Raw genomic sequence first — 26523 nt, forward strand, 5'->3', positions numbered from 1 at the left:
AAGCTGAGCGGGTTATCCGCACACTGATGGATATGTGGCACAGCAAGATTCACTTTAAAGACTGCGCCGATCGACGCATTCAGCTTCTCCGTTTCATTAACTTCTACAATACCGTTAAGCCTCATAAGAGTTTGAATAATGCCACCCCTTATGAAATACTCAACGCTTATTTCAATCAACCTCTCTGTACAACACTGAGGTTTCTTACAGATAAAGCTATCAAGAATTGCGGGATGCCGCACTGAATGATCTACGGTGCCATAGGTATTCTCAATGCGTTATAATCAGCAGTCTATTCCATCGATCGATAAAATAATGCTACAAGGTATCAATCTCGCATGTGTTCGCGGTGATCGCGAACTTTTTAGAGATGTCAATTTTTCACTTGAAGCGGGTGGCTTAATGCAAGTGCGTGGCCCGAATGGCAGCGGCAAGACCAGTTTATTACGCATGCTGTGCGGGTTATCCAATCCCGCCGCCGGTGAGATTCGCTGGAGTGGCGCCTCGATTCGCGCGCTGGATGGTGAGTATTATGGCGCGATGACTTATATCGGGCATTTGAGTGGCACGAAAGATGATTTAACAGTGATTGAGAATTTGCGCGTCTCAAGTGCATTAGCTGGTTTTGACATCGGTACTGATCAAGCGAAAGAAGCGCTTAACCATATTGGCTTACTGGGCAGGGAAGGATTGCCGGTCAAGGTGTTATCGCAAGGCCAGCGGCGCCGTGTCGCGCTGGCTCGTTTGCTGGTATGTAAAACCCCTCTGTGGATTCTGGATGAACCATTGGTTGCATTGGATGTAGCAGCAGTTAAATTGATTCAGGAATTGCTCGAGCAGCATTTGCGGGAAGATGGTATGGTGGTGATGACGACACACCAAGAAATTGATATTACAGCAACATCAACTACGCAGTTACATCTGGCCTGATATGTTTATGTGGATAATTAAACGTGATCTTTTGCTGGCGGTGCGGCGTCAAGCCGATGTGCTGACTACGCTGTTTTTTTTCATTATCGTGGTGAGCTTGTTTCCACTCAGCGTCGGGCCGGAAATGAATATGCTCCGTACCATGGCGCCAGGTGTGGTCTGGGTTGCGGCATTATTGGCTTGCATGTTGTCGCTAGGCCGGATGTTTTCTAATGATTATTTGGATGGCACATTGGAGCAAATGCTGCTGTCACCGCAGTCGTTATCACTTTTAGTGCTGGGAAAAGCTTCTGCGCATTGGCTAGTGACGGGTGTGCCACTGGTATTGATGGCGCCGGTTCTGGGTATTCAATATGATTTGCCGGGGGAAGCGTTGCTGGTTTTAACAGCGGCTTTATTACTGGGTACCCCGGTATTGAGTTTAATAGGCGCTATTGGTGCGGCACTGACTTTAGGGCTGCGTGGTGGTGGTGTATTGGTTTCGTTACTAGTGCTGCCATTATATATTCCGGTGCTGATTTTTGGCGCGGGGGCGGTGGAAGCGAATATGTCCGGAATGGAATTTGATGCGCACTTGTCCTTGATCGGTGCATTTCTTTTAGTATCAGGTGTTTTTGCACCGTGGGCAGCCGCTTCAGCTTTACGTGTTTCACTGGAGTAGACAAGCACTGGCACTATTGAAGTTGATGTAACTTTCAGAGGATAATTTCAGTAAGTTTTTGCATTATCTGCATAAATCTTTTTGTGAAGCTACTCAATCTGTCGAAGTCATTTCTGGAAAGTCAATTCTGGATTTTGTCATTTTAGTATCGATTTGGTATAGAATTGGCGGCTAAAAATTTAGGGCTGAATCGGAACTGAAATTTAACATGAAGAATTATAAAATTTAAATATGGCTATTAATTGGTTCAAATATTCTTCTCCAGCCAGTTTTTATTCACTGGCGGGGAAAATGATTCCGATATTCGTTTTTGCTGCAGCTGCACTATTAGGCGCGGGACTTTATGTCGGTTTTTTTGTTGCGCCTACGGATTTCCAGCAAGGTGAAGCTTACCGGATTATTTTCATTCATGTTCCCGCAGCATGGATGTCGATGTTTCTCTATGTCGTAATGGCGTTCTGGGCGGGCATTGGTTTGGCGTTTAATACCCGGCTTTCTTCCATGTTTGCAACAGCCATTGCTCCAACTGGCGCGATGTTTACCTTTATAGCACTTTGGACAGGGGCATTGTGGGGCAAACCGATGTGGGGAACCTGGTGGGTATGGGATGCCCGGCTGACTTCCGAATTAATTCTGTTTTTTCTCTATATCGGTTTTATGTCACTGCAAGCAGCCATTGACGACCCGCGCCGCGCAGATAAAGCGGGTGCAATCATCGCGCTGGTTGGCGTGGTTAATGTCCCGATTATTTATTTCTCAGTGCAATGGTGGAATACTTTGCATCAAGGCGCATCCGTCAGTGTCAATCAAGCACCCGCGATGGCGAGTACCATGCTGACAGGCATGCTCATCATGGTGTTTGCAAGCTGGATGTATTCCATTGCAGTGATATTGAAGCGTACGCGTGTGATTATTTTGGAGCGCGAGAGCCATACCGCATGGGTGGCTGAGTTACACAAGAACGGAGCTATACGATGATTTGGTCAAGCTGGTCGGAGTTTTTCTCAATGGGAGGCTACGGACTCTATGTGTGGGGTTCATATGCTGTGACACTTATTTGTATCGTGGGTGAGATTTTATTAATTTCGAGACGTTACCGAACTTTGGAAAAACAATACAGTCTCATTTACGGCATCAATAAAGAAGAGATAAAAAATGAAACCACGTCATAAAAAACTTGTAGTTATAGTATCCGGCGTTGCAGCATTAGGGGTTGCCGCCGTACTCGTATTAAATGCATTTCAAAGTAATCTGGTTTTCTTCTTCAGTCCATCTCAAGTTGTTGCAAAAGAAGCGCCGATTGGAAAAAGTTTCCGGATAGGCGGATTGGTTGAAGAAGGTAGTGTTAAACGTGATGACAGCACGACAACGGTTCGTTTTTCAGTAACGGATACCGCCCAAGCAATACCGGTTGTGTATACCGGCATACTGCCTGATTTATTCAAGGAAGGTAAGGGTGTCGTAGCGCAAGGGAAAATATCCTCGGATGGCATTTTTGTGGCGGATGAAGTGCTGGCAAAGCACGATGAAAACTATATGCCGCCTGAAGCAGCCGAGGCTCTGGAGCAAGCTGCCAAAGCACAAAAGGCATCCTTGATACAATAGAATTTTTCCCGTTTTTTCTCATGTAGCCTGAGCGCATCATTTCCAAATTCTTAATAACCATTCATTTGTAAGAAAAAATCATGATCCCAGAAATTGGTAATTTTTCTTTAATTCTTGCCTTATTATTAGCCTCTATCCAAGGAACGCTGCCGATTATCGGCGCGGCACGCGGTATTCCCTCGTGGATTGCACTTGCTAGGCCGGTGGTACAAGGACAATTCGTATTCGTGCTGATTGCATTCTGCTGTTTGGCTTACTCCTTCATCAGCAGTGATTTCTCAGTCATGAATGTGGCGAAGAACTCAAATACGGAACTGCCTTTTCATTTCCGCTTGGCAGCGACTTGGGGTTCGCATGAAGGTTCTTTATTATTATGGGTTTTGATGCTGGCGGGCTGGTCAGTTGCAGTCAGTGTCTTTAGCAAGCAATTACCGGATGATATCGTTGCCCGGGTTCTCGGGGTTTTAGGGTTAGTAAGCATCGGTTTTCTGGTGTTTATGTTGTTCACTTCTAACCCATTTGATCGCTTGTTACCTGCCGCATTTGAAGGGAGCGATTTAAATCCGCTGCTGCAGGACGCCGGTATGGTGATACATCCACCGATGCTGTATATGGGATATGTAGGATTTTCTGTCGCTTTTGCTTTTGCTATCGCGGCATTGTTAAGTGGAAGGTTGGATGCAACTTGGGCGCGTTGGTCGCGTCCTTGGACGATCGTCGCATGGGTGTTTTTGACATGTGGAATCATGCTTGGTAGCTGGTGGGCTTATTATGAATTGGGCTGGGGCGGCTGGTGGTTCTGGGATCCGGTCGAAAATGCGTCATTTATGCCGTGGCTGGTTGGTACAGCTTTGGTTCACTCATTGGCGGTTACCGAGAAACGTGGTAGTTTCAAAAGCTGGACTGTTTTACTGGCGATTTCCGCATTTGCTTTAAGTTTATTAGGAACATTCCTGGTACGATCAGGAGTTTTAACTTCGGTTCATGCCTTCGCGACAGATCCTTCACGCGGGGTATTTATTCTGGCTTTCTTGTTTATCGTCATCAGCAGCTCGCTGGTATTGTTTGCATGGCGGGCACCGAAAGTTGGCTTGGGCGGAAAGTTCGATTTACTCTCGCGTGAATCCATGCTGCTGGCTAACAACATCCTGTTACTGGTCGCAGCGGCAAGTGTTTTGCTGGGAACACTTTATCCATTGATTATCGATGCATTAGGGCTGGGTAAATTATCGGTAGGTCCTCCTTATTTTGAGGCGATTTTTGTGCCTGTGATGACCCCGGCAATTTTTCTGATCGGTGTTGGCCCTATTTCGCGCTGGAAACAAATGAGCTTGCCGACATTGGCAATCCGTTTGCGCTGGGCGTTTGCCGTAAGTGTGGTTTCTGCTTTGATCGCGCCATATTATATGGGTGAATGGAAACCGATGATTAGCTTCGGTTTATTACTGGCCTTCTGGATCATAGTATGTGCATTTGTGAATTTGAAACACCGCGTTAGTAATAGCGGTGAAGGCAATTTATTCACCAAGTTAGCCAGACAATCAAGAAGTTATTACGGTATGCACTGTGCACATATTGGTGTGGCTGTATTCATTATTGGTGTTACTTTGGTGAATGGTTACGAAACCGAGAAAGATGTGCGTATGGAGATTGGCAGTAAAGTAACGGTCGGCGGCTATACTTTTCAGTTTAACGGCACCCGTAATGATGTAGGGCCTAACTATAAAGCAGTGATCGGTGATATTGCTGTCATTAAGGATGAGCAATTTGTTCGTAATATGTATCCGGAAAAGCGTACTTATAACGCATCCGGTATGGCAATGACCGAAGCAACGATTGATACCGGCTTTTTGCGTGATCTTTATGTGGCTTTAGGTGAGCCGTTAACTAATGGCGCCTGGGTGGTTCGGGTTTATCATAAGCCTTTTGTCGATTGGATTTGGTTAGGGTGTGTATTAATGGCTATTGGTGGTATTACTTCAATCACTGATCGCCGCTATCGCCTGAAAATCACCAAAAAAGGCGCTGCCAAAGTTGATGAAAAAGAATCTGAAAGTGTAGTAGCAGAGTCTCCAGTGGCTGTTGCCCCATCCGTGAATAAAGTTGAATTAGCAACGGAAACAACCAAAGTATGATGCGCTATTTACTTCCATTATTTGCTTTCATGGTGCTGGCAGCATTTTTGCTGGTCGGTTTGACATTAAATCCACGGCAAGTGCCTTCACCGTTGATAGACAAGCCAGCACCGAAGTTTCAGTTAAATCATTTGCATCAACCTGATCAGATAATGTCGTCAGATGAGAATCTGGGTAAGGTTTGGATGTTGAATGTATGGGCATCTTGGTGTGTTGCGTGTCGTGATGAACATCCTCTGTTAGTACAGCTGGCAAGAACAGGGATTGTTCCTATTTATGGCCTCAATTACAAGGATGAACGTAATACTGCTTTGCAATGGTTAAAACGCTACGGTGATCCTTACGCTATTAGTATCGTCGATTCTGACGGCAAGGTTGGGATCGATTACGGTGTTTATGGTGTTCCTGAGACTTATGTGATTGATAAAAAAGGTATCATACGACATAAACAGATCGGACCAGTCACGGTGGATTCGCTTGAAAAAACCATTATTCCACTCATCAAAGAACTGCAGCAACAAGTATAAGCAGACTGTACGAATCACATAAATAAAGGTTGGTTTTGTCATGGTACGTCAATTTAATGGTGTAATGAAAGCTGCAGTGTTTGTTTTAGTTCTATTTCTGCTTATTCCATTAACCGGGTGGTCGAAAGAAGCAGTACCTGTCGCAGAAAATCCCGAAGTCGAAAAAAGGATGCTGCTGCTGACGGAAAATTTGCGTTGCTTGGTTTGTCAAAATGAGACCATTGCGGATTCCCGCGCAGATTTTTCTAACGATATCAGACGTGAAATTCGTGAGCAGATAAAAGCAAATAAAACCGATCCGGAAATTATCCAGTTTCTGGTAGATCGGTACGGAGATTTTGTTCTTTATGATCCACCCATCAAACCCACCACATTCTTGCTATGGTTTGGTCCGGTCATTTTATTTGTGCTTGGATTGGGTTCACTGATTGTGTATTTAAGACGCCGGCGTTTACAGATAGAAGATGTGTCGCTTTCACAAGCCCAGCTTGAAGAAGCGGAAGCATTACTGAATGAAGATAAAAAAGGTAAAAACGTATGACGGCTTTTTGGGTTATTTCTGGGATTTTTATTGTTACCGCTCTGTTGTTCATTATTCCAACATTATTGCGGAGCAGGGACAATCAGCTTAAAAATTTGGAGCACGATGCTGTCAACATTACCGTGTACCGCGATCAAATTGCAGAACTTGATCGTGACTTGGAAAACGATATTCTCAGCCGGGAACAGTACGACAGAAGTAAACAGGAACTACAGCAGCGGATGCTGCAGGATGTGACTGAGCGCGATAAACTGGTAATAGGGAAAAATAAGAAAATCCGCAATATCGTGCTGTCGACTTTTATTGCATTGACGCTGCCATTGGCGGCTATCAGCTTGTATCTTGTGATCGGCGATACGCGCGGTTTGTTACCGCAAGCGCAACTTGCCAATGCAACCCAGCAAATGAATCGCGATGGCGGAAGCGCTCCGGCAGGTCATGATAATTTCTCATCCGTATTAGAGAATTTGATTACGCGATTGAATAACAACCCGGAAGACATCGAAGGCTGGATTATGCTCGGTCGTACCTATGCGATCATGGGGCGGTATGCAGAGGCCGGCAATACCTATGCTAAGCTGGTGGAACTGATACCCGACAGTCCACAGATTCTGAGTGACTACGCTGATGTTTTGGCCATGAAAAATCAAGGCAATTTATCGGGAAAACCGGCCGAGTTGATTCATGAAGCATTACGCATTGATCCGAAATATCCTAAAGCACTAGCTTTAGCGGGTACAGCTGAATTTGAACAAGAAAGATATGCGCAAGCAGCTGAGTACTGGGAAAAATTGCTAGAAGGAATTCCTGCGGATTCTCCATTAGCCCAATCAGTGAAGGACAGTATCGCTGAAGCTAAATTACTCGCTTCAGGTGGCAAACCCGCTGCGCCGGAACAACCGGTTAAAGTTGTAGAATCGAAACAAGAAGCCAGCCCACAACCTGTGGAAAAAGCGGCGAGTTCGGATTCTCCTGCGGCAACATCGCTTTCAGTGTCCGGTCAGGTAACGATTAGCAGTGATATGGCAGCAAAAGTCTCGGCAAATGACACTTTGTTTATTTATGCTCGAGCCAAATCAGGACCGAAAATGCCGCTGGCCATTTTACGATTGAAAGCAAGCGATCTTCCGGCCACGTTCACGCTGACGGATGATATGGCGATGACGCCAACCATGAAAATGTCGAGCTTTCCGGAAGTCGTGATCGAAGCCAGAGTCTCGAAATCAGGCCAGGCTTTCACTGCCAGCGGGGATTTGCAAGGATTTAGCGAACCGGTCAAGCTCGGTCACAATAATATAGCGGTCGTGATCAATAAACAGGTGCCATAAAAAATGCTTGCAATCAATCATCCGGTTGAAGATTTTTCTTTACCCTCGACCGATAATACAACATTCTCATTATCGGCTAATGTGGGTAAACATCTGGTTATTTATTTCTATCCCAAAGATGATACGCCCGGATGTACCCTGGAAGGCCAGGATTTTCGTGATCACCTACCTGAGTTTACGAAGGAAAATTGCATCGTTGTAGGTGTTTCACGCGACAATCTCAAATCACACCAGTGTTTCAAGGAAAAAATGCAGTTTCCCTTTGAATTGCTGAGTGATGAAAACGAAAAGGTCTGCGACCTGTTTGGCGTCATGAAAATCAAAAATATGTACGGCAAGCAAGTTCTCGGCATCGAACGCAGTACGTTTGTGATCGATGCGCAAGGCATATTAAGAAAAGAGTGGCGCGGCGTGAAAGTGCCCGGTCACGTTCAAGAAGTTCTGGATTTTGTCACTACACTCAATCAGTAGTCTTTCTCGTCAATAATAGAAGCTATTATCACTGCATCCTCCTTTTTTATTCCTGAGTAATTGTTCTGCGTTATATGATTTGCCTGAATCATTTCTGATGAAAATGGCACGGCATAAATGACTTACTTATTCAATAATCCCGCGCAGTTTGCCGACGAACTGCTCGAAGGCTTTGCCGCCGCGCACCGGAATACAATACAGCGTGTCAATGGCGGTGTAGTTCGCCGCTACAAAGCCAAACCTGGTCAAGCGATTGTGATTATTGGCGGCGGATCGGGTCATTATCCCGCTTTTGGCGGGTTTGTCGGTCAAGGATTGGCACACGGTGCCGCGTTGGGTAATGTTTTTGCCGCACCATCGGCACAGCAAATCTGTCAGATTGCGCAGGTGGTAGATGTGGGCGGTGGGATTTTGTTTTGCTATGCCAATTACGCGGGTGACGTACTCAATTTCGAGCAAGCGCAAGCACAGCTCCGCGCGCAAGGTATCGATGTGCGCTCGGTGGTGGTGACCGATGACATCGCATCGGCCGTAGTTGTTGAGCAACATAAGCGCCGAGGTATTGCCGGTACTTTGCCGGTATTCAAAGCCGCCGCTGTTGCCGCCGATGCGGGCAAGCCACTTGATGAAGTGGTTCGTATTGCTACGGAAGCCAAAGATCGTGTGCGTTCGCTGGGTGTCGCTTTTTCTGGTTGTACTTTGCCAGGCGCTAATAAACCGCTGTTTGAAGTTGCCGATGGGAAAATGGAGGTCGGCATGGGCATTCACGGTGAGCCCGGTTTGTATCGCGTCGATGCGCCTTCTGCTGATGGATTGGCGGAAATGCTGGTGGAGAAATTGCTCGCCGAAATTCCGCTGTCGATTGGTAGTCTTTCCGGTGTACGTGTGGGCGTGATCCTGAACGGTCTGGGTGCGGTGAAGTACGAAGAATTGTTTGTTATTTACCGCAAAATCGACCAGTTGCTAACCCAGCACGGACTGATCATCGTCGAACCCGTGGTGGATGAATTGATTACCAGCTTCGACATGGCAGGCGTCTCACTGACGTTGTACTGGCTTAACGATGAACTCGAACAGACCTGGACTGCCCCAGCGGATACACCCGCGTTTCATCGTGGTAATATCGCACCGGCCGTTCAATCCGAAGAAAATATCGCAGTAGCCGTTCAGCCTTCCCATGATAAGCAACCGTTGAAAATCGGATCGGCTGATTCACAAGCTGCTGCAAAAGTGGTGTTAGCCGCACTTGAAGCGGCCCGGGATGCGGTTGAGCTGCAACAGGAAGCGCTAGGCCGTTTGGACGCTATTGCGGGAGACGGCGATCACGGCATTGGCATGCAACGCGGACTTACCGCAGCTGTTGACGCAGCCAGAGCGGCATTGGATGTCCAAGCCGGTGCAGGCACCGTGCTGACTGCCGCCGGAGATGCCTGGTCCGACCGTGCAGGAGGCACATCGGGAGCGTTGTGGGGTGTGATTCTGCGCAGCTTAGGCAGCGCACTGGGGGATGAAGCGAAACCGGATGCTGCAGCAGTTGCCGTCGGCGCGGCCGCAGCACTCGATGCGGTAAGCAATCTTGGCAAGGCGCAACTTGGTGACAAGACGTTGGTTGACGTACTGCATCCATTCGCACAAGCATTGGTTGCCGGTGCAGCCCAAAATCTAACGGTTGCCGCTGCCTGGACAATGGCCGCTCATATTGCCGATGAAGCCGCGCAAGCCACCCGGAATCTAATACCGCGAATCGGCCGTGCCCGCCCGCATGCGGAAAAAAGTATCGGCACGCCAGATCCCGGCGCTGTTTCAATGGCTTTGATCGTATGTACAGTGGATAAAATTATTAGAAAATATTGCGCTTGACCGGCGAACAAAATTACAACTCGCGGCCGATCACAACTGCGCTGGTCATCGTATTTGACGCGTGGGCGATCCCGCAGGTCCGGGTTTCCATGCGCGAAGCGGCATAGCTAGTGGCGCACGATGCCAAAGGTGTGCGCAGCGACGCAACTGCATTGCTGGCTGCACTGAAAGCGACGCTAATTGAATTTCCTCATGAGGCGATCAAGGTGGAGCTTTACTGCAGGCGACTTGATGGAGATATTGGAATTCCTGTTAATTGATGCGCCTTCTGGTGTCGGCGGCATCCTGCCGTGCTAACTATTAATAATCTCATCTGGAGTGATGCTATATACTTGAGCTATAGAGTTACGAATTGTTTCTAGAATACTTACTACAGTATTTGGTAAGTATTATTAATGGGATTTTGATCCAATTAAGAAAAATATCAGCATGCTCACCGATTAATTCTTCAAGTAAAATCATAATTTCTGATGGCGCTAATGGTTTTTCTGAACCCTTATCTAATATGTGGCCAGAAACTTTATTTCTAAAATTTTCAATACCTTTTTTTCGAATTTTTTTGTTTAATTCTTTTAAATCTCTATGATGGTTTTCCGGTAATAATTGATGGTAATGCTCCCAAAATTCCAGTAATTTAAAAAAGTGACAGCGCAAGATGCGAGAAACACATTGTTTCCACTGCACTTAACTGTATTGCACTAAGCTTTTCTAGCCTGTAGCGTTCACGATAGTCAATAAACACAGCGGTTCCGGCCACAAAATCTGCAATCAAGTAATTCAACACAATCACCGCTTCGATCGCTGAATTACGATTTATTTTCATAGATTCTATTTTGTATATCCAGCTAAACTTTCTATCTCGTCAATCCCGCATACAACACCGGCAGTTTCTCCGGCAACCGCTCCACATGATCCACCACCAGATAATTGCGTTCGCCGAAAATGCGCGACACGTATTGATCCGCACGAGGGTCGAGGCTCATTCATACAGTAGAATAGAGCGGATTGGTGCGCCTTCTGGCGTCGGCGACTCTACCGTAGGTCTATAGTTGATTATTGCTTGATCAGGGTAAGTTTTTTGGCTCCGGAAAAAGTTGATGCGGAGGTATTCACTTGTTCAATTGTCAGCGTGTTGCCAATTTGTTGTGTTCTGACAGTCGCTCCTGCTGAGCTTATTTCCGTGCCGTAAGAATAAGTCAGCGAGCTTTGTGTTTCAAAATTGCTGCCTACTCTTGAAAAACCTGAACTGATGATACTGTTGTTAGCTGCAGGGCCAGTTTGCCAGCTGTATGAAGTGACACCCGCCGGACAGCCGGTTCCGCTGGACGTAATGGTCAATATGTAAGTGCGGCGGCCATCCGCTCCGATCGATGGGGCTTCTAGCGAGAAAAAGCAAGGGAGTGCTGCGGCTGGTGCGCCCGACACAATACCAGCATAGGTACCTGGCAAGAAATTCATCGTGCTGACGGAAGTCGGAGCGACAGGGCCGGTTGACGGCGTTGCAGAAATTAGTTTTGCCCCGAACGAGCCGTCGGCTAATGTGCTGAAATCCATCTCCACATCGTAGTAAACGGTGGTTCCCGCGGATTGCACCGGAATATTAGTCGCACGAATCAAGCGGCCGGCGCCGGAAAGCACTGATTCTGCGAAATCGACCGTTAAGTTTGATCCGGGTATTTCTTCAGGGGCTGCAATGGTTTCCGATATGCCTGCGGAAAGTATTAATGCAAATAGTGCGGATGGATAAATTTTATTATTTTTCATTGTTATCTCACTTTTTATATACGTTATTATTTTTAATTTAAAATGCCAATACGGGCGATTTAAATATTTCTAATCGTACCATCAATGCACTGCATAATTGTTTAAAACCTTTAAGTTCCTTAACGCGTCAGCCCCGCATATAACACCGGCAGTTTCTCCGGCAATCGCTCCACATGATCTACCACCAGATAATTGCGTTCGCCGAAAATGCGCGATACATACTGATCGGCGCGTGGGTCGAGGCTCATGCAGTAGGTCAGAATGCCGGAGCGGCCGGCTTCTTCCACCGCTTTCTTGGTGTCGTGGCGAAGGTATTGCGGGTCGCGCACGTCGACATCGGCCGGTTCGCCGTCGGTAATGACGAGCAGCAATTTTTTCGCCGATTTCTGCAATTTCAGGTAATGCGTGGCATGGCGCATCGCGGCGCCCATGCGGGTTGAAAGTTGCCCTGTCATGCCGGCGAGCCGCGCTTTGGGAGTTTCGTCGTAGGGTTGATCGAAATCTTTGAAGCGGAAATACTCGACGTCGTGCCGTCCGTCGGAACAGAAGCCGTGGATGGCAAACGGGTCGCCGATTTTGTTGATGGCGTTGGCGAGCAATACCGTCGCTTGGCGCGTCAGGTCGAGCACGGAGTAGTCATGACCGGCGACTTTGTCGTTGGTCGATTCGGATAAATCGAGCAATACCAGCACCGAGATATCGCGTACTTTGCGCACCGAACGCATCATGATGCGCGGATCGGGTTGCATGCCCATACGAATGTCGATCATTGAACGGATCGCGGCGTTGATGTCGATTTCGTCGCCGTCTTCGAGTTTGCGGATGCGGCGCGTGCCTTGTGGTTGCATCGCGTCCAACAAGAATTTCATGCGGGCGATTTCGCGTTTGTATTGGTTAGCAATATCGTCGATGCATTGCATGTCACCCAGTTTGGCGCGTTTTTCCTGCACCGTCGCCCAATCCGGACGTTCCAATTGAATCTGGTAATCCCATTCGGAATAGTGATAGGGCGCCGAGACCGGTTCCTTGCCTTCCATATCGTTGTACGATACACCCATATCTTCGTACGGGAAGAATTCAGTGCCCATGACCCAGATTTCCTCTGCGTCATCACCGGCGGTTTCCACGTCGAGTTCGTTGGCGAATTCCATCACGTTAACGTATTTCCGCACTTGTTTCGGCGCATCGTATCCAGCGGACAACGATTTGTTGAAGTCGAATTCCTCGAATTCCCAGAAATAGCGGTTGTCGTCGCGGTATGGCGCGGTGAGCACGTCGGTGCGCGGGTTGTACGGAATTTTTTTGTCCATGAAACTGTGTGCGAGCTGCACACCGATATCCCAAGACGTCTTGTGGCTATCAAGCTGGTCTTTCGCGGCTTTAAACAGTTTGCGTCCTTCCACGATCCACGGATCCTTATCCTTATAATCCGGATCGAGCAGGGCGCGTGCCAGACGGTTGAGGTAATCACCCATTGACGCATTCATGTCCGGCGTGGCGCTGTGCAGCACCGACCAGGTGTGACGTAATCCGGGAAAACGGCGAATCGATAATTCTTCGATGCGTGCGTCCTCAATGACGGAAATCACCGCCATTTGCAGCGGATTCAAACTTTCCGCGGAAATCGGTTGTTTGGTTTCGACCAAATGCGCGGCGGCATGCGCGGCAGCGGCGCGATAGACTTCGGTCGCCGAAACATCGCCGAACGCATCGTAAGCATCGGGTAGATGGATGAAATAGTGCTCGATGAACGGTTTGTAGCCTTCGCGTGTTTCAAAGTCGCCGGAAGTCGGTTTCATAAAGAAATCACGTGCCCACAAGGCGCGCAGATACATATTGATACGCCGTTGCACATCGACGAACAGCGTGCCTTTACGTTCTTTTTGCAATACCGCGAGCGATTCCTTCGATTCCAGTCCGAAATAACGAATTTGCTCTTCGTAATCGGTGCGATGCGCGTGCGCGCCCCACATGGCCCAGCGGCGCAAGCCGCCGAGGGTCAGCTGGCCGAATAGAATGTCCAGTTTGCTGAGCATGGGACGCATACCACGCGGCGCCTGGGCGATCAACGTATTCAGGAATTGCAAGTAATTCTGGAACAACTGTGTATCGCCCAAACGTTTGGCGGCAGTCGGGGCAGTAGCTAACACCAACTCGATAACAGAGGCAGAAGTTCTTGAGGCAAGGGAAAGGACAGTAGTCGCCAGATCACCGATAATATCTTCACCGATTTCTTTAGCGACTAATGGTGTTTCGTCGATCCAGCAATCCACTAAACTGCGCCCGCGCCCTAATCCGCGAATCGCGGATGCACCTTTCAGATAGTTATCCAACCCACGCGCTGAAAAAGTTTTAGCCGCTTCAGGCCAAGCATGATTGAGCAACTCAATCGATTCCGGCTCCAGATCCTCGAGCAATTCTTTGTAATCGTCCAGATTGATACTCATGGCAGCACCTATTTACGTTTCAGAACAATCAACTTATTTGCGAACAGCCGCTTTTAATTAAAAAACGTGCTGACAGCCGCATCCAGTGCATCGCGCATATCCGGATCGTCAGTGATCGGACGCACCAGAGCTACGCGGCAAGCCGCATGCGCGTCGACTTTTTTAGCGATCAGGCTGCCGGCATAAATCAGCATCCGTGTTGAAATCCCCTCATCCAGTCCGTGTCCTTTGAGGTTACGCGCACGTTCCGCGATGGATACCAGTTTTTCGGCGATGTCGACGGTTACACCGGATTCGTGCGCAACGATTTCGCTTTCGATGTCATGACTTGGGTAGTTGAAATCAAGCGCGCCAAACCGTTGTTTGGTCGATTGCTTCAAGTCTTTCATCAAACTTTGATAACCGGGGTTGTATGAAATCACGATCTGAAAATCCTCGTGCGCTTGAATCAATTCGCCTTTTTTCTCCAGTGGTAATACGCGGCGGTTATCGGTTAGCGGGTGAATCACCACCGTGGTGTCTTGACGTGCTTCCACAACTTCGTCCAGATAGCAAATCGCGCCGTAACGGGCTGCGACGGCGAGCGGGCCGTCTTGCCAGCGCGTACCGTTGGCATCCAGCAGAAAACGGCCGACCAGATCGGATGCGGTCATGTCTTCGTTACAAGCAACGGTGATCAGCGGCTTTTTCAGTTTCCATGCCATGTATTCGACAAAGCGCGTTTTACCGCAGCCGGTCGGGCCTTTCAGCATCATCGGCATGCGTACCGAATAGGCGGCTTCATAGAGTTTCACTTCATCCGCGACGGAATGGTAATAAGGTTCTTTTTTGATGCGATATTGATCAATGATAGTGCTCATGACAGACTCCTATAGAAACAGTCTTTATCGAGATGCCCTCGAGTAATTGCAATCCAAATTCCGGTGAAAAAAAACCCCCTGCCCTAATTAAGGGTGAAGGGGGTCTTGCGGGTTCGAACCCCGTTATTACTTAAACAGTCTTGCCGCGGTATATCACCATGGCAGTGCCTTGAGACTGGTTAAAGTTGTTGTAACCAATCAAACGGACATGATTGTTCGGATTCGCTTTATGACACGCAGCAGCTTCTGCCAGTACGCGTTCTACATCAGTTTCACCAAACATAGGCAGTTTCCACATATACCAGTAGGAATCCATAACATACTCAGGTTCGGTATGTTCGATCGCTGGGTTCCAGCCTTTGCTGATTAAATATTCCACTTGTTTCTTGATATCCTTGTCGGCCATTGCAGGCAGATAGGAAAATGTTTCAAATTTACGGCTTGCTGGGTCACTAACACGTGATTTGTAATCGATTACTTCGCTCATTATTTTTCCTTAACTTTAGTGAGATGAAGGAGAAAAGCAGTGCTTAATGATTAGCCTTTCTCCTTTGGCCATGTATTGCTTACTTGTGTGCGATGTCCAGTTTATCAACGGTATCAAACTCGAACTTGATCTCTTTCCATGTTTCCATGGCGATTTTAAGTTCTGGACTGCTTTTCGCTGCCTTGGTCAAGATTGCTTTGCCTTCTTTCTCGATTTCAATACCTTGGTTACGCGCTTCAACGCAAGCTTCCAGTGCCACACGGTTAGCAGCAGCGCCAGCAGCATTACCCCATGGATGACCTAAGGTACCACCACCGAATTGCAAGCAAGCATCATCACCGAAGATTGAAACCAGTGCTGGCATGTGCCAAACGTGAATACCGCCGGAAGCTACTGGGAATACGCCTGGCATGGAGCCCCAGTCTTGGTCGAAGAACAAGCCGCGACTGCGGTCTTCTTTGATGAATTCATCGCGCATGGTGTCAATCCAGCCCAATGTTGCGGCACGATCGCCTTCCAATTTACCAACCACGGTACCGGAGTGCAGGTGATCGCCACCCGATAAACGCAGTACTTTGGTTAAAACGCGGAAATGAATACCATGGTGCGGGTTACGGTCGAGCACAGCGTGCATTGCACGATGGATGTGCAACAACATTCCGTTGTTGCGGCACCAGTTGGCCAGACCCGTATTGGCTGTTAAACCACCGGTCAAGTAGTCATGCATAATGATCGGCGCGCCCAATTCTTTAGCGAACTCTGCACGTTTGTACATTTCTTCTGGAGTTGGTGCTGTCACGTTCAGGTAGTGACCTTTACGCTCTCCAGTTTCACGTTCGGCTTTTTGGCAAGCTTCTACCACGAATTCGAAACGATCGCGCCAGCGCATGAACGGTTGGCTGTTAACGTTTTCATCGTCCTTGGTCAGATCCAGACCGCCGCGCAGACATTCGTATACAGCACGGCCATAATTTTTGGCGGACAGACCCAGCTTAGGCTTAATGGTACAACCTAATAGCGCACGGCCATATTTGTTCAAACGATCGCGTTCCACTTGAATACCTGCTGGAGGTCCGCCGCATGTTTTAACGTAAGCAATCGGGAAACGGACATCTTCCAGGCGCAGTGCGCGTAACGCTTTAAAGCCAAATACGTTACCAACCAGCGAGGTCAATACGTTGACTACAGAGCCTTCTTCAAAAAGATCGATCGGGTAAGCTACGAAAGCGTAGAAGCAGGTGTCATCGCCAGGTACGTCTTCAATCTTATAAGCACGTCCTTTGTAGTAATCCAGATCGGTCAGCAGATCGGTCCATACTGTGGTCCAGGTACCTGTGGAAGATTCTGCTGCTACTGCCGCAGCGACTTCTTCACGTGGCACGCCGGGTTGTGGTGTAATTTTGAAACATGCCAACAGATCGGTATCCGATGGCGTGTAATCAGGGGTCCAGTAAGTTTGTCGATATTCTTTTACACCAGCATTGTATATTTTTACGGCCATAATTTTTCTCCAGTTAAATTCCACTCAACTCCGGCCAACAGTACAGACAGAAACGAGAGGAGATTGCGTTACAAACAACAAACATGACTACTCAAATCTATGGAGCGTACTATAGCGCTATTTATCCATAAGAACAAATCAGTAATTTTGATGTTTATAATAAGGTTATACTTATAATAAACTTACTGAGCTGACACATATATGCTGCATCTCACTTTGCGACAACTCAAGGTATTTGAATCGGTAGCCCGGCATTTGAGTTATTCGCGTGCCGCCGAGGAATTACATTTGACCCAACCTGCTGTTTCCATGCAAATTAAACAGCTAGAAGACAACATCAGTTTACCGCTTTTTGAGCACTTGGGTAAACGAATTTATCTGACTGAAGCAGGGCGCGAGTTGTATCAATACAGCCGGGCAATTTCGCAGCAATTGGCCGACATGGAAGTGGCGCTGGACGAATTGAAAGGTATGGAGCGCGGCAAGTTGAATATCTCGGTGGTAACTACCGCCAATTATTTCGCGCCGCATTTATTGGCCAAGTTCTGTCAGCGCTTTCGCGGTGTGACTGTGAGTTTAAATGTTTCCAACCGGGAAACCGTGCTCAAGCAATTGACCGATAATTTGATCGACCTTGCGATCATGGGGCAACCGCCCGAGAATCTCGATATCGATAGCGAATCTTTCATGGAGAATCCGCTGGTAGTTGTAGCTCCGCCAAATCATCCCTTATGCCAGGAGCACAATATTCCGGTTAAGCGCTTAGCAAACGAGACTTTTCTCGTGCGTGAATCGGGCTCGGGAACGCGCAGTGCGATGGAGCGTTTTTTTGCCGCGCATAAAATCAACATTAATAAAGGGATGGAAACGGATACTACGGAAGCGATCAAACAAGCGGTTCAGGCGGGTATGGGATTGGGTATCATGTCGCAGCATACCGCAGAATTGGAGCTGGAGACCGGACGCTTAAAAATTCTTGAAGTGCAAGGCTTTCCGATTATCCGCTACTGGCATGTTGTCAATAGGAAAAATAAGCGCTTATCGAGTGTTGCCAATGCCTTCAGAGAGTTTTTATTGAAGGAAGCGGCTAAATTGATGGATGAATCGAAAAATTAATACGGGTGTTGATAAAGGTTGATTTCTGACTTACTATCCAATGTAAGAATATGATTACATTCTTACATTGAGATACTAAAATGCCTGATCTTAGTCACTGCGATGAAAAACAATCAGACCACATTCATTCAACTGAATTGAATGTTTATCTGGAATGCGGAGTGGTTGCCCTGTTCATTTTATTGATCGATCTTGCTACTCCGCTCGGTATTGCCAACGGTATTCTGTATGTGATTGTTGTACTGATCTCTTTAAGATCTTCCGAGGAACGCTTCACCCTCATCATTGCAGTCATCTGCTCACTCTTGGTCGGCATCGGTTATCTAGGTTCGCCACTCAGTGAAATTCCACTCTATCAAGTTTTCGCCAATCGTTTTCTGGCATTATTTGTGATTTGGCTAACCGCAATATTAGCGCTTAAACAGCGAGATAAAACGGCGGCATTGCATCAGGCCCGAGTTAAGTATCTGCAATCGGTTAAAGAAATTGAAATGCGGGAAGAAAAATTAAGAGTGCTGAAAGCGACGATGCGCACGGTGCAGGATATCACTGGTAATTTTCTCAATAATTTGCATTTCCTTAAACTTGAAATCGAAAAAAATAATACATTGACTCCCGAATCTACTGCCAAACTTGATGAGCTCATTCACGATACCTCGCAACGTTTAAATAAACTGGGTGATTTGGAAGAAATCCGCGAAAAGAAAATGGCGGGCGATATGATCGGTATCGAATACGAGCATTCTTTAATAAATGAAGCTACAATACAATGCAACGAGCCGAATGAAAATATAACAAAGGAAGGATGATGACGGGGCAAGGATCGGGTGGAAATGTTGTCGCGGCTGTATGCAGCTTTTTTATACCAGGATTGGGACAATTAGTACAAGGGCGCTTGCTCCCAGCACTGCTGTTTTTCTTGATCACCGCTGTTGGCTATTTTTTCTGGGTACTCATCATTCCAGCCGTCATTGCCGGGATTTTTCATTTGTGGTCTATCATCGATGCCGCGCGCTTTACTGTAACTGCTTAATACATATATCCTTCTCATTTTTCAGGTTGGCTATTATAAAATCCCGCTTCATTGTTGTGCAGAGCACTTACACTTCCATTTGATTCTTAATTCATGTCCTCATCCAAACAAACTTCGCATAAAGTTGGCTTCATTTCACTCGGTTGTCCGAAAGCGCTGGTGGATTCCGAACAAATTCTGACGCAGTTGCGTGCCGAAGGTTATGAGATTTCACCGTCGTATGACGATGCCGATCTGGTGGTTGTGAATACGTGCGGGTTTATTGACAGCGCCGTGGAGGAATCGCTGGATGCCATTGGCGAAGCGTTGGCCGAGAACGGCAAAGTCATTGTGACGGGCTGCTTGGGTGCCAAAGAGGGCGGTGATGTCGTCAAGAAAGCGCATCCGCAAGTGTTGGCGGTCACCGGGCCGCACGCGCTGCCGGAAGTGATGTCGGCCATTCATACCCATTTGCCGCAACCACATGATCCCTATACCAGTTTGATACCGCCGCAGGGAATTCGGCTAACGCCGCGGCATTACGCATATGTAAAAATATCGGAAGGCTGCAATCACCGCTGCACGTTTTGTATCATTCCTTCGATGCGCGGCGATTTGGTCAGCCGCCCGATTCATGAGGTGATGCAGGAAGCGGAGCATCTGGTGAATGCCGGAGTTAAAGAATTGTTGATCATTTCCCAGGACACCAGTGCTTATGGCGTTGACGTCAAATACCGCAGTGGTTTCTGGCAAGGCAGGCCGGTTAAAACGCGCCTGACCGAATTAGCGCAGGCATTAGGCACATTAGGTGTTTGGGTGCGTTTGCATTATGTCTATCCGTATCCGCATGTCGATGAAGTCATTCCATTAATGGCACAGGGCAGCATCCTGCCTTATCTGGACGTACCGCTTCAGCATGCCAGTCCGCGCATTTTAAAAGCGATGAAGCGTCCCGCCAACGCAGAGAACAACCTGGCAAGAATTCAGCAATGGCGTCAGGTGTGTCCGGAAATTACATTGCGCAGCACGTTCATCGTCGGTTTTCCAGGAGAAACCGAAGCGGAATTTGAGGAATTATTAGCTTTTCTGCAGGAAGCACAATTGGATCGTGTCGGTTGTTTTGCTTATTCCGCAGTGGAAGGCGCTGCGGCTAATCAATTGCCGGATGCCGTGCCGGAAGAAATCAAGGAAGACCGTCGCAGGCGCTTTATGGAATTACAGCAAGAAATCAGTTGTCAGCGTCTGGCCGCGAAAGTGGGCAAAACCATGACTGTGATGATCGATGAAGTAACCGATGATGGCGTGATTGCGCGCAGCAGCGCGGATGCGCCGGAAATCGACGGGTTGGTGTATGTGGAAGGAGCCGGTGACGTGCAACCGGGCGATTTTATCGAAGTTGAAATTACCGGTTCCGATGCGCACGATCTGTTTGCCGTCGCATCGGATTGATTGTAACTTACTTCAATAAAAAGACGGCAAAGACATTCCCATCCACAGCATGACCAGAATGATCATCGCGATACCGATGCCGATGATGCCGATAATCATACCGATCAGAATCGTCAGACCGTCTTTATTCAGCAGTCCCAGCGACATCACCAGAATCCCCCAGCCCGGCGAGAAATTGATCAACGGTATCGGCAGTGCGATCGCCAAGGCGAAAACGAATGAAAAGAAGCCGATAATCCGTTCCCAGGTATGTACGCTGATGTAGGTAATGCGCGGCTGCATCCGTTCTTCGATTTTTTTCAACCAGGGATTTGCCTTGGTCAGGAACTTCTCGAGGGTGGCTCGTTTGATGTGCTTTCCTTCCAGCCAGATAGGCAGCCAAGGCGCTCGCATCCCCAGAATCATTTGCGTCGAGAAAATGAATAACGGAATTGAGAAAACTGTGGTGTAGCCGGGCGGGACGGGGATTGGAAGACAGATTGGCACTGCGGCAATCGCCATCAAAATGCCGAATCCGCGCTCATGCAAGGCAGACTTGATTTCACCGACGGATATCAGCTCGTTTTTATTCTCAACGACGACAATAGCCAGGAATTCAGAAGTAGGGCGTTCTTTTTCTTTGACTGTCATAAGTGACTCCCGCTGTCAGATTGTTACCCATAGTATCGGGTAAACAATAAATAAACTAATACTCCGCATTAGAAAGCCCAGTTAACAAAAGATTCTGTGGTGTAATCGCAACAATGTTTCTGGATTGATGCATTTGATTACTCATAACGCAAGGCATCGACTGGTTTAAGCGAGGCGGCTTTCTTGGCCGGATAAAAACCAAAAAATATCCCGACTGCCGAAGAAAATAAGAAAGCCAATCCAACCATACCGACCGTAATCACGATCAGCATATCGGCCACCCGGCTGACCACCCATGCGCCGCCAATACCTACTAACAAACCGATTACCCCACCCATAATACAGATCATCATCGCTTCGAGCAGAAACTGCGTCAGAATCGCCCGTCGATTCGCGCCGATGGCCATGCGAATGCCGATTTCCCGCGTGCGCTCGGTGACCGATACCAGCATGATATTCATGATACCGATGCCACCCACCAATAAGGAAACCGACGCAATAGCGCCCAACACGATAGACATCACTTTGGCAGCGTCGGTTGCGACATCAGCAATCGCGGTCAGGTTGCGGACGGTAAAATCGTTTTCCTTGCCTTTTGCGATACGGTGGCGCTGACGCAGCAATTGCGTGATTTCAATTTCGGCGATGTCCATATCGCCCGCCGATTTTCCTTGCACCATCATGTAGCGGATAGAGCCGGGAAATTGATTGCCGGTGATTTGCCTTTCGCTGGTGGTAATGGGAATTAAAACGTTGTCATCCTGATCGCGTCCGGTCAGACTTTGCCCTTTTGCCATCAGTACCCCCACGACCAGGAAAGGCCGATTGGTAATGCGGATGGTTTTACCAACCGGATCTTCATCGCCAAATAAATTCTTTGCCGTGACGGATCCCAGAACCACCACACGCGCCGCCGACCGCAAATCGGACTCGGTGAAAATGGTGCCGGATTCGATTTTCCAGTTGCCTACTGCGAAATAATTGGGCGTGGTACCGGTGATGATGGTACTCCAGTTTTTCGCCGCATAATTAAGCTGTACGGTGCCGGTCGTGACCGGTGCGGTTGCGCTGATGGACGATAATTCGGCTATCGCATACGCATCATTGATAGTCAAGGTTCTGACGCTGCCGCTGCCAAAACTGAATCCCCCGGATGATGTGGCGCCGGGCACCACGAGAAACAAATTACTGCCCATCGCTGCGATGGTTTCATTGATTTTGGTGCGGGCGCCTTGACCAATGGATAACATCAGAACCACCGCGGCTACGCCGATGATCATACCCAGCATAGTCAAGCCGGTACGCAGGCGGTTTTGCCGCAGAGCACGCAGGGCCTCGCCGATAATCGTCAAGAGATTCATTGTGTCATTGGAGAATTACCGGCGGCGGCTTGGTTGAGGATGGTTCCGCTCGCCTTATTGTGCTGATCCAAAATGATATGCCCATCCTTCAAGCGAATGAGGCGTTTTGCATAAGCCGCAATATCATCTTCATGCGTAACCAAAACGATGGTGATGCCTTGATCGCGGTTCAATTGTTCAAATAGAAGCATGATTTCACGGCTAGTCTGAGTATCCAGATTGCCAGTGGGTTCATCGGCCAGTATCAGCGGCGGCTCGTTGATCAAGGCGCGGCTGATGGCAACCCGTTGCTGCTGACCGCCGGAGAGTTGGTTCGGTTGATGCATGGCAAAACTTTCCAAACCGGTACGGCGCAGCAGTTCCAATGCGCGTTTACGGCTTTGGGAACGGCCGATACCGGCGTAAAGCAGCGGTGTGGCGACATTATCCAGTGCTGTCATGCGTTTGAGCAGATTAAAACCCTGAAATACGAAGCCGATGCTTTGATTGCGGATATGCGCCAACTCATCGCCGGATAATGCGGCCACATTTTTTCCCGCCAGCCAATACGATCCACTGGTCGGTGTATCGAGACAGCCCAGGATATTCATCAGTGTCGATTTGCCGGAACCGGAATGACCCATGATGGCGACAAACTCACCTTGGTTGATTGTCAGGTTGATACTGAACAGCACTTGATTGGTGATGGTTTTGCCATCGGCGCCTTGCAGACTATAGCTCTTACAAAGATCCTCGATTTGAATCAGCGGGTTGACGGTGTGGGCGGCTTGAATCGGGGCCATCAGAATACTCTGAGCTTAAATTTACTTTCCGATTCTTTCTTATCGACCACTTCGCTGATAATCACCTTATCGCCCGCATTAATGTCGCCGTCGACGATTTCGGTGAAATTACCGTCGGAAATTCCAGTCGTGACACTGGTTGGTGCCACTTGATCTTGCGCGAAAAGATACAGTGTCGATCGATTACCCGGCCGGGCTGCTTTACTGCCTTCGCTGGAGTCCAGATCCTTGGGCTGATAGCGCAATGCCGCATTTGGTACGCGCAACACATCATTTTTCTGCATGACAATGAAATTAATATTTGCTGTCATGCCGGGCAGTAACGCACCATCATCGTTATCGACCATGGCGACCACGTTATACGTGACGACGTTTTCCTGAATGGTCGGGTTGAGCCGGATTTGTTTGACTTTACCGACAAATTTGCGCTGCTGAAACGCATCGACGGTGAAGTTGATGAGTTGATCGATATGCAGTTGCCCGATGTCGGCTTCCGCGACGCTGATATTCACTTGCATTTGCCGCAGATCTTTAGCGATTTGAAACAATGTCGGTGTCTGGAAATTGGCGGCGACCGTCTGGCCGATATCGACATCCCGAGCGATCACCACGCCGGAAATTGGCGAGCGGATCACGCTGTAGTTGAGATTGGCCTGATCACGGTCGACTTGCGCTTTGCTGATGGCAACCTGCGCGCGCGCGGCTTCTGCTTCTTGTTCGGCGATTTCCAGCGCTTCTGGTGAAATGAATTCCTTTTCTTTCAACAAGCGCTGGCGCTTCAATTTGCTGTCAGCGATTTTCGCTGCGGTTTGCGCGCTGAATAAATTGGCCTTGGATTGCTGCAATTGCGCGCGAAGCAACGCAGGATCGAGCTCAGCCAGCACCTGGCCTATTTCCACGTGATCGTTATAGTCCGCGTGCAATTTCGCCACCGTGCCAGAAACCTGTGTACCGACGTTGACCAGAACGACCGGCGTTAGTGTGCCATTGGCGGAAATGGTTTGCACAATGTCGCCACGTTCAACACCTCGGGTTTTATATTGGCCGGTCTTTGATTCCTTTTTTCCATCGCTAAACCAATACGCAGCCGCGACAGTAATCACGATGATGACAAAGAGAATTTTCCGAGTGCTGAGTGTGCGCATGCCACAATACTTTTAATAATGATCGAAGGGATTCAATGATAGCGTTATTGCAGGCCGAAAAACTGTTCCTTGCATTTATTTTTCTTTTTCTTCTTCGGCTATCAAAGTTCTGACCTGTTTAAGGCGCGCCTCGATACTGGAGAGTTGATAAAAATTGCCATTATCATTCTGTAGCGCGGTTTGCAATTGATCAGCCGCAGCCACATAGTGGCCTTTGAGAAAATAAGATTCCGCCAGCGCCCGGTGCTCGAGCATTTTATCACCTGACAACGCGTAGCATTGCGCTTGCAGACTGTAGAGCTTCGGGTCGGTTTGTATCAATTGCAGTTGTTTGCCGATAAATTCCAATGCCGTATCGATTTGTTTGTTTTGTATTAACGCATCGACGTAGCCGTGAATCAGGGCGCGGTATTGCGGATAAACCTTCAGTGCGGTGGTATAGGTGTTGTATGCTTCTGCGGTTTTGCCATTGGCCAGCTTCACGCTGGCCGACAGTGTTTCTATCATGGCCCCGGCAATAATATATTTCTGCTCGACACGCACGGTTTTTCCCAGTGGATGATCGGTCAAAGCGGCGGATTGGGAATTGCCATGCAGCAATTCGTATAAATGCGTCAGCTCACTGTCTGCCTGCTGGTATTTTTTATGGCGCAGCAGCGCATGAATATAGCCGAAGCGTTCAACTGCTTCATTGGCATAGCGTTTCTCATCCAACCGCGTTTTAAACTGCACGACCGCATCATGCGGTTTTCCCTGATACGCGCGCAACTTGGCCCGTACCAGCAAAAAATCCATGCTATCGGGTGCCTGGCGGTAAGGCATTTCGCGCGTGCGGTTCTGAATATCCGCAATCCGCTCGTATGTGATCGGGTGGGTGCGCAGGTAGGAAGGTGCACCGTTTTCATGAAACCGCCCGGATTTTTGCAAGCGCTCAAAGAAAGTCGTCATACCCTGCGGATCGAATCCCGCATCCAACAAGATACTTAAACCGATCCGGTCGGCTTCCTTTTCATGCTTGCGGGTAAAATCCAGTTTCGATTGAATCATGCTGGCCTGAGAAGCCACTAACACAGCCTGACTGGCTTGCGGGTTATTGGCGCGGGAAGCCAAAATCGCCAAAGCCAGCGCCGCGATCGATTTCACCAAATCGTATTTCTGCGAAGCAATCATGCGCGCCAGATGTTTCTGCGTCACATGCGCAATCTCATGCGACATTACCGCAGCTAGCTCGGATTCGCTTTGTGCCGCGACGATCAACCCGCTATTGAATCCCATGAATCCGCCTGGTAACGCAAACGCATTGATCGACGGATCTTCCACAGCGAAGAATTCAAACGACTGATCGGCATCGGCTTCGTCTGAATTAGCGATCAACCGGTGACCGAGATTGCTGAGATAACTAGCGATTTCTGGATCATCCATATAGCTTGGATCGGCACGAATCTGACGCATGATTTTCAGCCCGATCTGGCGCTCCTGATATGGCGTCACGGTCACCTGCGACACGTCGCCTAGATTGGGTAACTCATGCGCAAAAGTGTTCGCCGGAAATAGCAGGGATAATGCGATGATCGAACAGATTAATCTCATGGTTAATGCAAGCAGAAAATTTTTACCGGAACCGGTGATTTTCGCATTGGATTGATTGGTTATGCGTTGGTTTCTTGTGAGTGGGAATTTTTCATTGATTGTGAAGTACGTTCAGGCGGAAAGTGATGTTAATTCCAGTCTGTGCTCGGTTTTATGATACGCCAAGGATGCTTTTTTGAGCAATGTGGTTAATGCTATCTTCCCTTCCTCTATGATTCCAAATAGATTTTTTGGACTCTGTACTTATCCGTCCTTATCCGTCCATAAATGGTCGGAATACTGACTAAGTCCGAAGGTTAAAGCCAACCTCAACAACGCAGT

Annotated in this window: 28 protein-coding genes and 1 pseudogene; 17 read left to right on the plus strand and 12 right to left on the minus strand. The window is 48.2% G+C overall.

What is annotated here, in order from left to right:
* The 13 genes from DU481_RS11425 to DU481_RS11485 all read left to right on the plus strand — a co-directional run.
* Positions 1–245 (plus strand): integrase core domain-containing protein (locus tag DU481_RS11425; protein ID WP_350134567.1); only part of this gene is annotated, 245 nt, incomplete at its 5' end.
* Between the two features lie 70 nt (positions 246–315).
* Positions 316–930: a cytochrome c biogenesis heme-transporting ATPase CcmA gene (gene ccmA, locus DU481_RS11430; RefSeq protein ID WP_350134622.1), complete on the plus strand. Its 615-nt coding sequence runs from the start codon at positions 316–318 to the stop codon at positions 928–930.
* A gap of 1 nt (position 931) precedes the next feature.
* Complete coding sequence (gene ccmB, locus DU481_RS11435; protein ID WP_350134569.1) at positions 932–1591, plus strand: heme exporter protein CcmB; 660 nt, start codon at positions 932–934, stop codon at positions 1589–1591.
* Positions 1592–1822: 231 nt separating this feature from the next.
* A complete protein-coding gene (locus DU481_RS11440; RefSeq protein WP_350134571.1) occupies positions 1823–2569 on the plus strand; it encodes a heme ABC transporter permease in 747 nt (248 codons plus the stop codon).
* Between the two features lie 29 nt (positions 2570–2598).
* A complete protein-coding gene (gene ccmD / locus DU481_RS11445) occupies positions 2599–2763 on the plus strand; it encodes a heme exporter protein CcmD (protein WP_350134625.1) in 165 nt (54 codons plus the stop codon).
* Positions 2747–3196: a cytochrome c maturation protein CcmE gene (ccmE, locus tag DU481_RS11450; protein WP_090321348.1), complete on the plus strand. Its 450-nt coding sequence runs from the start codon at positions 2747–2749 to the stop codon at positions 3194–3196. Before ccmD ends, ccmE begins: the two co-directional genes overlap by 17 nt.
* Positions 3197–3276: 80 nt before the next feature.
* Entirely contained in the window at positions 3277–5331 is a 2055-nt protein-coding gene (locus tag DU481_RS11455) for a heme lyase CcmF/NrfE family subunit (RefSeq protein ID WP_350134573.1), read from the plus strand.
* Entirely contained in the window at positions 5328–5858 is a 531-nt protein-coding gene (locus DU481_RS11460; RefSeq protein ID WP_350134575.1) for a DsbE family thiol:disulfide interchange protein, read from the plus strand. The genes DU481_RS11455 and DU481_RS11460 overlap by 4 nt, the downstream gene beginning before the upstream one ends.
* Positions 5859–5898: 40 nt before the next feature.
* Positions 5899–6399, plus strand: coding sequence for a cytochrome c-type biogenesis protein (locus DU481_RS11465; protein WP_292669679.1), 501 nt, complete (start codon positions 5899–5901; stop codon positions 6397–6399).
* Positions 6396–7727, plus strand: a complete 1332-nt coding sequence (ccmI, locus tag DU481_RS11470) for a c-type cytochrome biogenesis protein CcmI (RefSeq protein ID WP_350134577.1) — start codon at positions 6396–6398, stop codon at positions 7725–7727. The genes DU481_RS11465 and ccmI overlap by 4 nt, the downstream gene beginning before the upstream one ends.
* Positions 7728–7730: 3 nt before the next feature.
* The gene (locus DU481_RS11475; RefSeq protein ID WP_350134579.1) at positions 7731–8198 is read left to right on the plus strand and encodes a peroxiredoxin; all 468 of its coding nucleotides are present in this window, start codon (positions 7731–7733) and stop codon (positions 8196–8198) included.
* Positions 8199–8315: 117 nt separating this feature from the next.
* On the plus strand, positions 8316–10058 hold the full coding sequence (locus tag DU481_RS11480) for a dihydroxyacetone kinase family protein (RefSeq protein ID WP_350134581.1): 1743 nt from the start codon (positions 8316–8318) through the stop codon (positions 10056–10058).
* 110 nt (positions 10059–10168) lie between these two features.
* Entirely contained in the window at positions 10169–10318 is a 150-nt protein-coding gene (locus DU481_RS11485) for a hypothetical protein (RefSeq protein WP_350134583.1), read from the plus strand.
* A gap of 85 nt (positions 10319–10403) precedes the next feature.
* Here the strand turns inward: DU481_RS11485 and DU481_RS11490 are convergent, their stop codons facing one another.
* From DU481_RS11490 to DU481_RS11520, 7 genes and pseudogenes are all read right to left on the minus strand, one after another.
* Positions 10404–10742, minus strand: a complete 339-nt coding sequence (locus DU481_RS11490; RefSeq protein WP_350134585.1) for a hypothetical protein — start codon at positions 10740–10742, stop codon at positions 10404–10406.
* Positions 10743–10912: 170 nt separating this feature from the next.
* A pseudogene (locus tag DU481_RS11495) lies at positions 10913–11041 on the minus strand (hypothetical protein); the annotation flags it as partial.
* A gap of 70 nt (positions 11042–11111) precedes the next feature.
* The gene (locus DU481_RS11500) at positions 11112–11822 is read right to left on the minus strand and encodes a hypothetical protein (RefSeq protein ID WP_350134589.1); all 711 of its coding nucleotides are present in this window, start codon (positions 11820–11822) and stop codon (positions 11112–11114) included.
* A gap of 119 nt (positions 11823–11941) precedes the next feature.
* Positions 11942–14269: a nitric oxide reductase activation protein NorD gene (locus DU481_RS11505; protein ID WP_090321385.1), complete on the minus strand. Its 2328-nt coding sequence runs from the start codon at positions 14267–14269 to the stop codon at positions 11942–11944.
* A 53-nt stretch (positions 14270–14322) separates the two neighbouring features.
* A complete protein-coding gene (locus DU481_RS11510; RefSeq protein WP_090321387.1) occupies positions 14323–15129 on the minus strand; it encodes a CbbQ/NirQ/NorQ/GpvN family protein in 807 nt (268 codons plus the stop codon).
* Positions 15130–15259: 130 nt separating this feature from the next.
* Complete coding sequence (locus DU481_RS11515) at positions 15260–15616, minus strand: ribulose bisphosphate carboxylase small subunit (RefSeq protein ID WP_090321390.1); 357 nt, start codon at positions 15614–15616, stop codon at positions 15260–15262.
* A gap of 79 nt (positions 15617–15695) precedes the next feature.
* Positions 15696–17117: a form I ribulose bisphosphate carboxylase large subunit gene (locus DU481_RS11520; protein ID WP_090321392.1), complete on the minus strand. Its 1422-nt coding sequence runs from the start codon at positions 17115–17117 to the stop codon at positions 15696–15698.
* A 201-nt stretch (positions 17118–17318) separates the two neighbouring features.
* On the opposite strand from DU481_RS11520, the gene DU481_RS11525 reads away from it, so the two are divergent.
* The 4 genes from DU481_RS11525 (at position 17319) to rimO (ending at position 20694) form a co-directional block, all read left to right on the plus strand.
* Positions 17319–18233, plus strand: coding sequence for a LysR family transcriptional regulator (locus DU481_RS11525; protein ID WP_090321395.1), 915 nt, complete (start codon positions 17319–17321; stop codon positions 18231–18233).
* An 80-nt stretch (positions 18234–18313) separates the two neighbouring features.
* Positions 18314–19042 (plus strand): hypothetical protein, encoded by a 729-nt coding sequence (locus DU481_RS11530; protein WP_350134593.1) that lies wholly within the window; start codon positions 18314–18316, stop codon positions 19040–19042.
* A complete protein-coding gene (locus DU481_RS11535; RefSeq protein WP_317538045.1) occupies positions 19039–19266 on the plus strand; it encodes a hypothetical protein in 228 nt (75 codons plus the stop codon). Before DU481_RS11530 ends, DU481_RS11535 begins: the two co-directional genes overlap by 4 nt.
* 93 nt (positions 19267–19359) lie before the next feature.
* Positions 19360–20694, plus strand: coding sequence for a 30S ribosomal protein S12 methylthiotransferase RimO (gene rimO, locus DU481_RS11540; RefSeq protein WP_350134594.1), 1335 nt, complete (start codon positions 19360–19362; stop codon positions 20692–20694).
* A 12-nt stretch (positions 20695–20706) separates the two neighbouring features.
* On the opposite strand, the gene DU481_RS11545 is transcribed toward rimO, so the two are convergent.
* From DU481_RS11545 to DU481_RS11565, 5 genes are all read right to left on the minus strand, one after another.
* The gene (locus DU481_RS11545; RefSeq protein ID WP_350134596.1) at positions 20707–21324 is read right to left on the minus strand and encodes an exopolysaccharide biosynthesis protein; all 618 of its coding nucleotides are present in this window, start codon (positions 21322–21324) and stop codon (positions 20707–20709) included.
* 137 nt (positions 21325–21461) lie between these two features.
* Entirely contained in the window at positions 21462–22685 is a 1224-nt protein-coding gene (locus DU481_RS11550) for an ABC transporter permease (RefSeq protein ID WP_350134598.1), read from the minus strand.
* Positions 22682–23467 (minus strand): ABC transporter ATP-binding protein, encoded by a 786-nt coding sequence (locus DU481_RS11555; protein WP_350134600.1) that lies wholly within the window; start codon positions 23465–23467, stop codon positions 22682–22684. Before DU481_RS11555 ends, DU481_RS11550 begins: the two co-directional genes overlap by 4 nt.
* Entirely contained in the window at positions 23467–24612 is a 1146-nt protein-coding gene (locus DU481_RS11560) for an efflux RND transporter periplasmic adaptor subunit (protein ID WP_350134602.1), read from the minus strand. Before DU481_RS11560 ends, DU481_RS11555 begins: the two co-directional genes overlap by 1 nt.
* A 75-nt stretch (positions 24613–24687) precedes the next feature.
* Entirely contained in the window at positions 24688–26202 is a 1515-nt protein-coding gene (locus DU481_RS11565; RefSeq protein ID WP_350134605.1) for a M48 family metalloprotease, read from the minus strand.
* Positions 26203–26523 lie beyond the last annotated feature (321 nt).

The organism is Nitrosomonas sp. (genome assembly GCF_040240425.1).
Lineage (GTDB): Bacteria > Pseudomonadota > Gammaproteobacteria > Burkholderiales > Nitrosomonadaceae > Nitrosomonas.

Bases quoted from the DNA above. Each gene is read 5' to 3' on its own strand.
- rimO (WP_350134594.1), top strand. From the start codon at position 19,360: ATGTCCTCATCCAAACAAACTTCGCATAAAGTTGGCTTCATTTCACTC.
- ccmB (WP_350134569.1), top strand. From the start codon at position 932: ATGTTTATGTGGATAATTAAACGTGATCTTTTGCTGGCGGTGCGGCGT.
- DU481_RS11475 (WP_350134579.1), top strand. From the start codon at position 7,731: ATGCTTGCAATCAATCATCCGGTTGAAGATTTTTCTTTACCCTCGACC.
- DU481_RS11545 (WP_350134596.1), bottom strand. From the start codon at position 21,324: ATGACAGTCAAAGAAAAAGAACGCCCTACTTCTGAATTCCTGGCTATT.
- ccmD (WP_350134625.1), top strand. From the start codon at position 2,599: ATGGGAGGCTACGGACTCTATGTGTGGGGTTCATATGCTGTGACACTT.
- DU481_RS11560 (WP_350134602.1), bottom strand. From the start codon at position 24,612: ATGCGCACACTCAGCACTCGGAAAATTCTCTTTGTCATCATCGTGATT.
- DU481_RS11555 (WP_350134600.1), bottom strand. From the start codon at position 23,467: ATGGCCCCGATTCAAGCCGCCCACACCGTCAACCCGCTGATTCAAATC.
- ccmI (WP_350134577.1), top strand. From the start codon at position 6,396: ATGACGGCTTTTTGGGTTATTTCTGGGATTTTTATTGTTACCGCTCTG.
- DU481_RS11460 (WP_350134575.1), top strand. From the start codon at position 5,328: ATGATGCGCTATTTACTTCCATTATTTGCTTTCATGGTGCTGGCAGCA.
- ccmA (WP_350134622.1), top strand. From the start codon at position 316: ATGCTACAAGGTATCAATCTCGCATGTGTTCGCGGTGATCGCGAACTT.
- DU481_RS11440 (WP_350134571.1), top strand. From the start codon at position 1,823: ATGGCTATTAATTGGTTCAAATATTCTTCTCCAGCCAGTTTTTATTCA.
- DU481_RS11530 (WP_350134593.1), top strand. From the start codon at position 18,314: ATGCCTGATCTTAGTCACTGCGATGAAAAACAATCAGACCACATTCAT.
- DU481_RS11480 (WP_350134581.1), top strand. From the start codon at position 8,316: ATGACTTACTTATTCAATAATCCCGCGCAGTTTGCCGACGAACTGCTC.
- DU481_RS11515 (WP_090321390.1), bottom strand. From the start codon at position 15,616: ATGAGCGAAGTAATCGATTACAAATCACGTGTTAGTGACCCAGCAAGC.
- DU481_RS11510 (WP_090321387.1), bottom strand. From the start codon at position 15,129: ATGAGCACTATCATTGATCAATATCGCATCAAAAAAGAACCTTATTAC.
- DU481_RS11520 (WP_090321392.1), bottom strand. From the start codon at position 17,117: ATGGCCGTAAAAATATACAATGCTGGTGTAAAAGAATATCGACAAACT.
- DU481_RS11500 (WP_350134589.1), bottom strand. From the start codon at position 11,822: ATGAAAAATAATAAAATTTATCCATCCGCACTATTTGCATTAATACTT.
- DU481_RS11455 (WP_350134573.1), top strand. From the start codon at position 3,277: ATGATCCCAGAAATTGGTAATTTTTCTTTAATTCTTGCCTTATTATTA.
- ccmE (WP_090321348.1), top strand. From the start codon at position 2,747: ATGAAACCACGTCATAAAAAACTTGTAGTTATAGTATCCGGCGTTGCA.
- DU481_RS11505 (WP_090321385.1), bottom strand. From the start codon at position 14,269: ATGAGTATCAATCTGGACGATTACAAAGAATTGCTCGAGGATCTGGAG.
- DU481_RS11565 (WP_350134605.1), bottom strand. From the start codon at position 26,202: ATGAGATTAATCTGTTCGATCATCGCATTATCCCTGCTATTTCCGGCG.
- DU481_RS11525 (WP_090321395.1), top strand. From the start codon at position 17,319: ATGCTGCATCTCACTTTGCGACAACTCAAGGTATTTGAATCGGTAGCC.
- DU481_RS11550 (WP_350134598.1), bottom strand. From the start codon at position 22,685: ATGAATCTCTTGACGATTATCGGCGAGGCCCTGCGTGCTCTGCGGCAA.
- DU481_RS11535 (WP_317538045.1), top strand. From the start codon at position 19,039: ATGATGACGGGGCAAGGATCGGGTGGAAATGTTGTCGCGGCTGTATGC.
- DU481_RS11465 (WP_292669679.1), top strand. From the start codon at position 5,899: ATGGTACGTCAATTTAATGGTGTAATGAAAGCTGCAGTGTTTGTTTTA.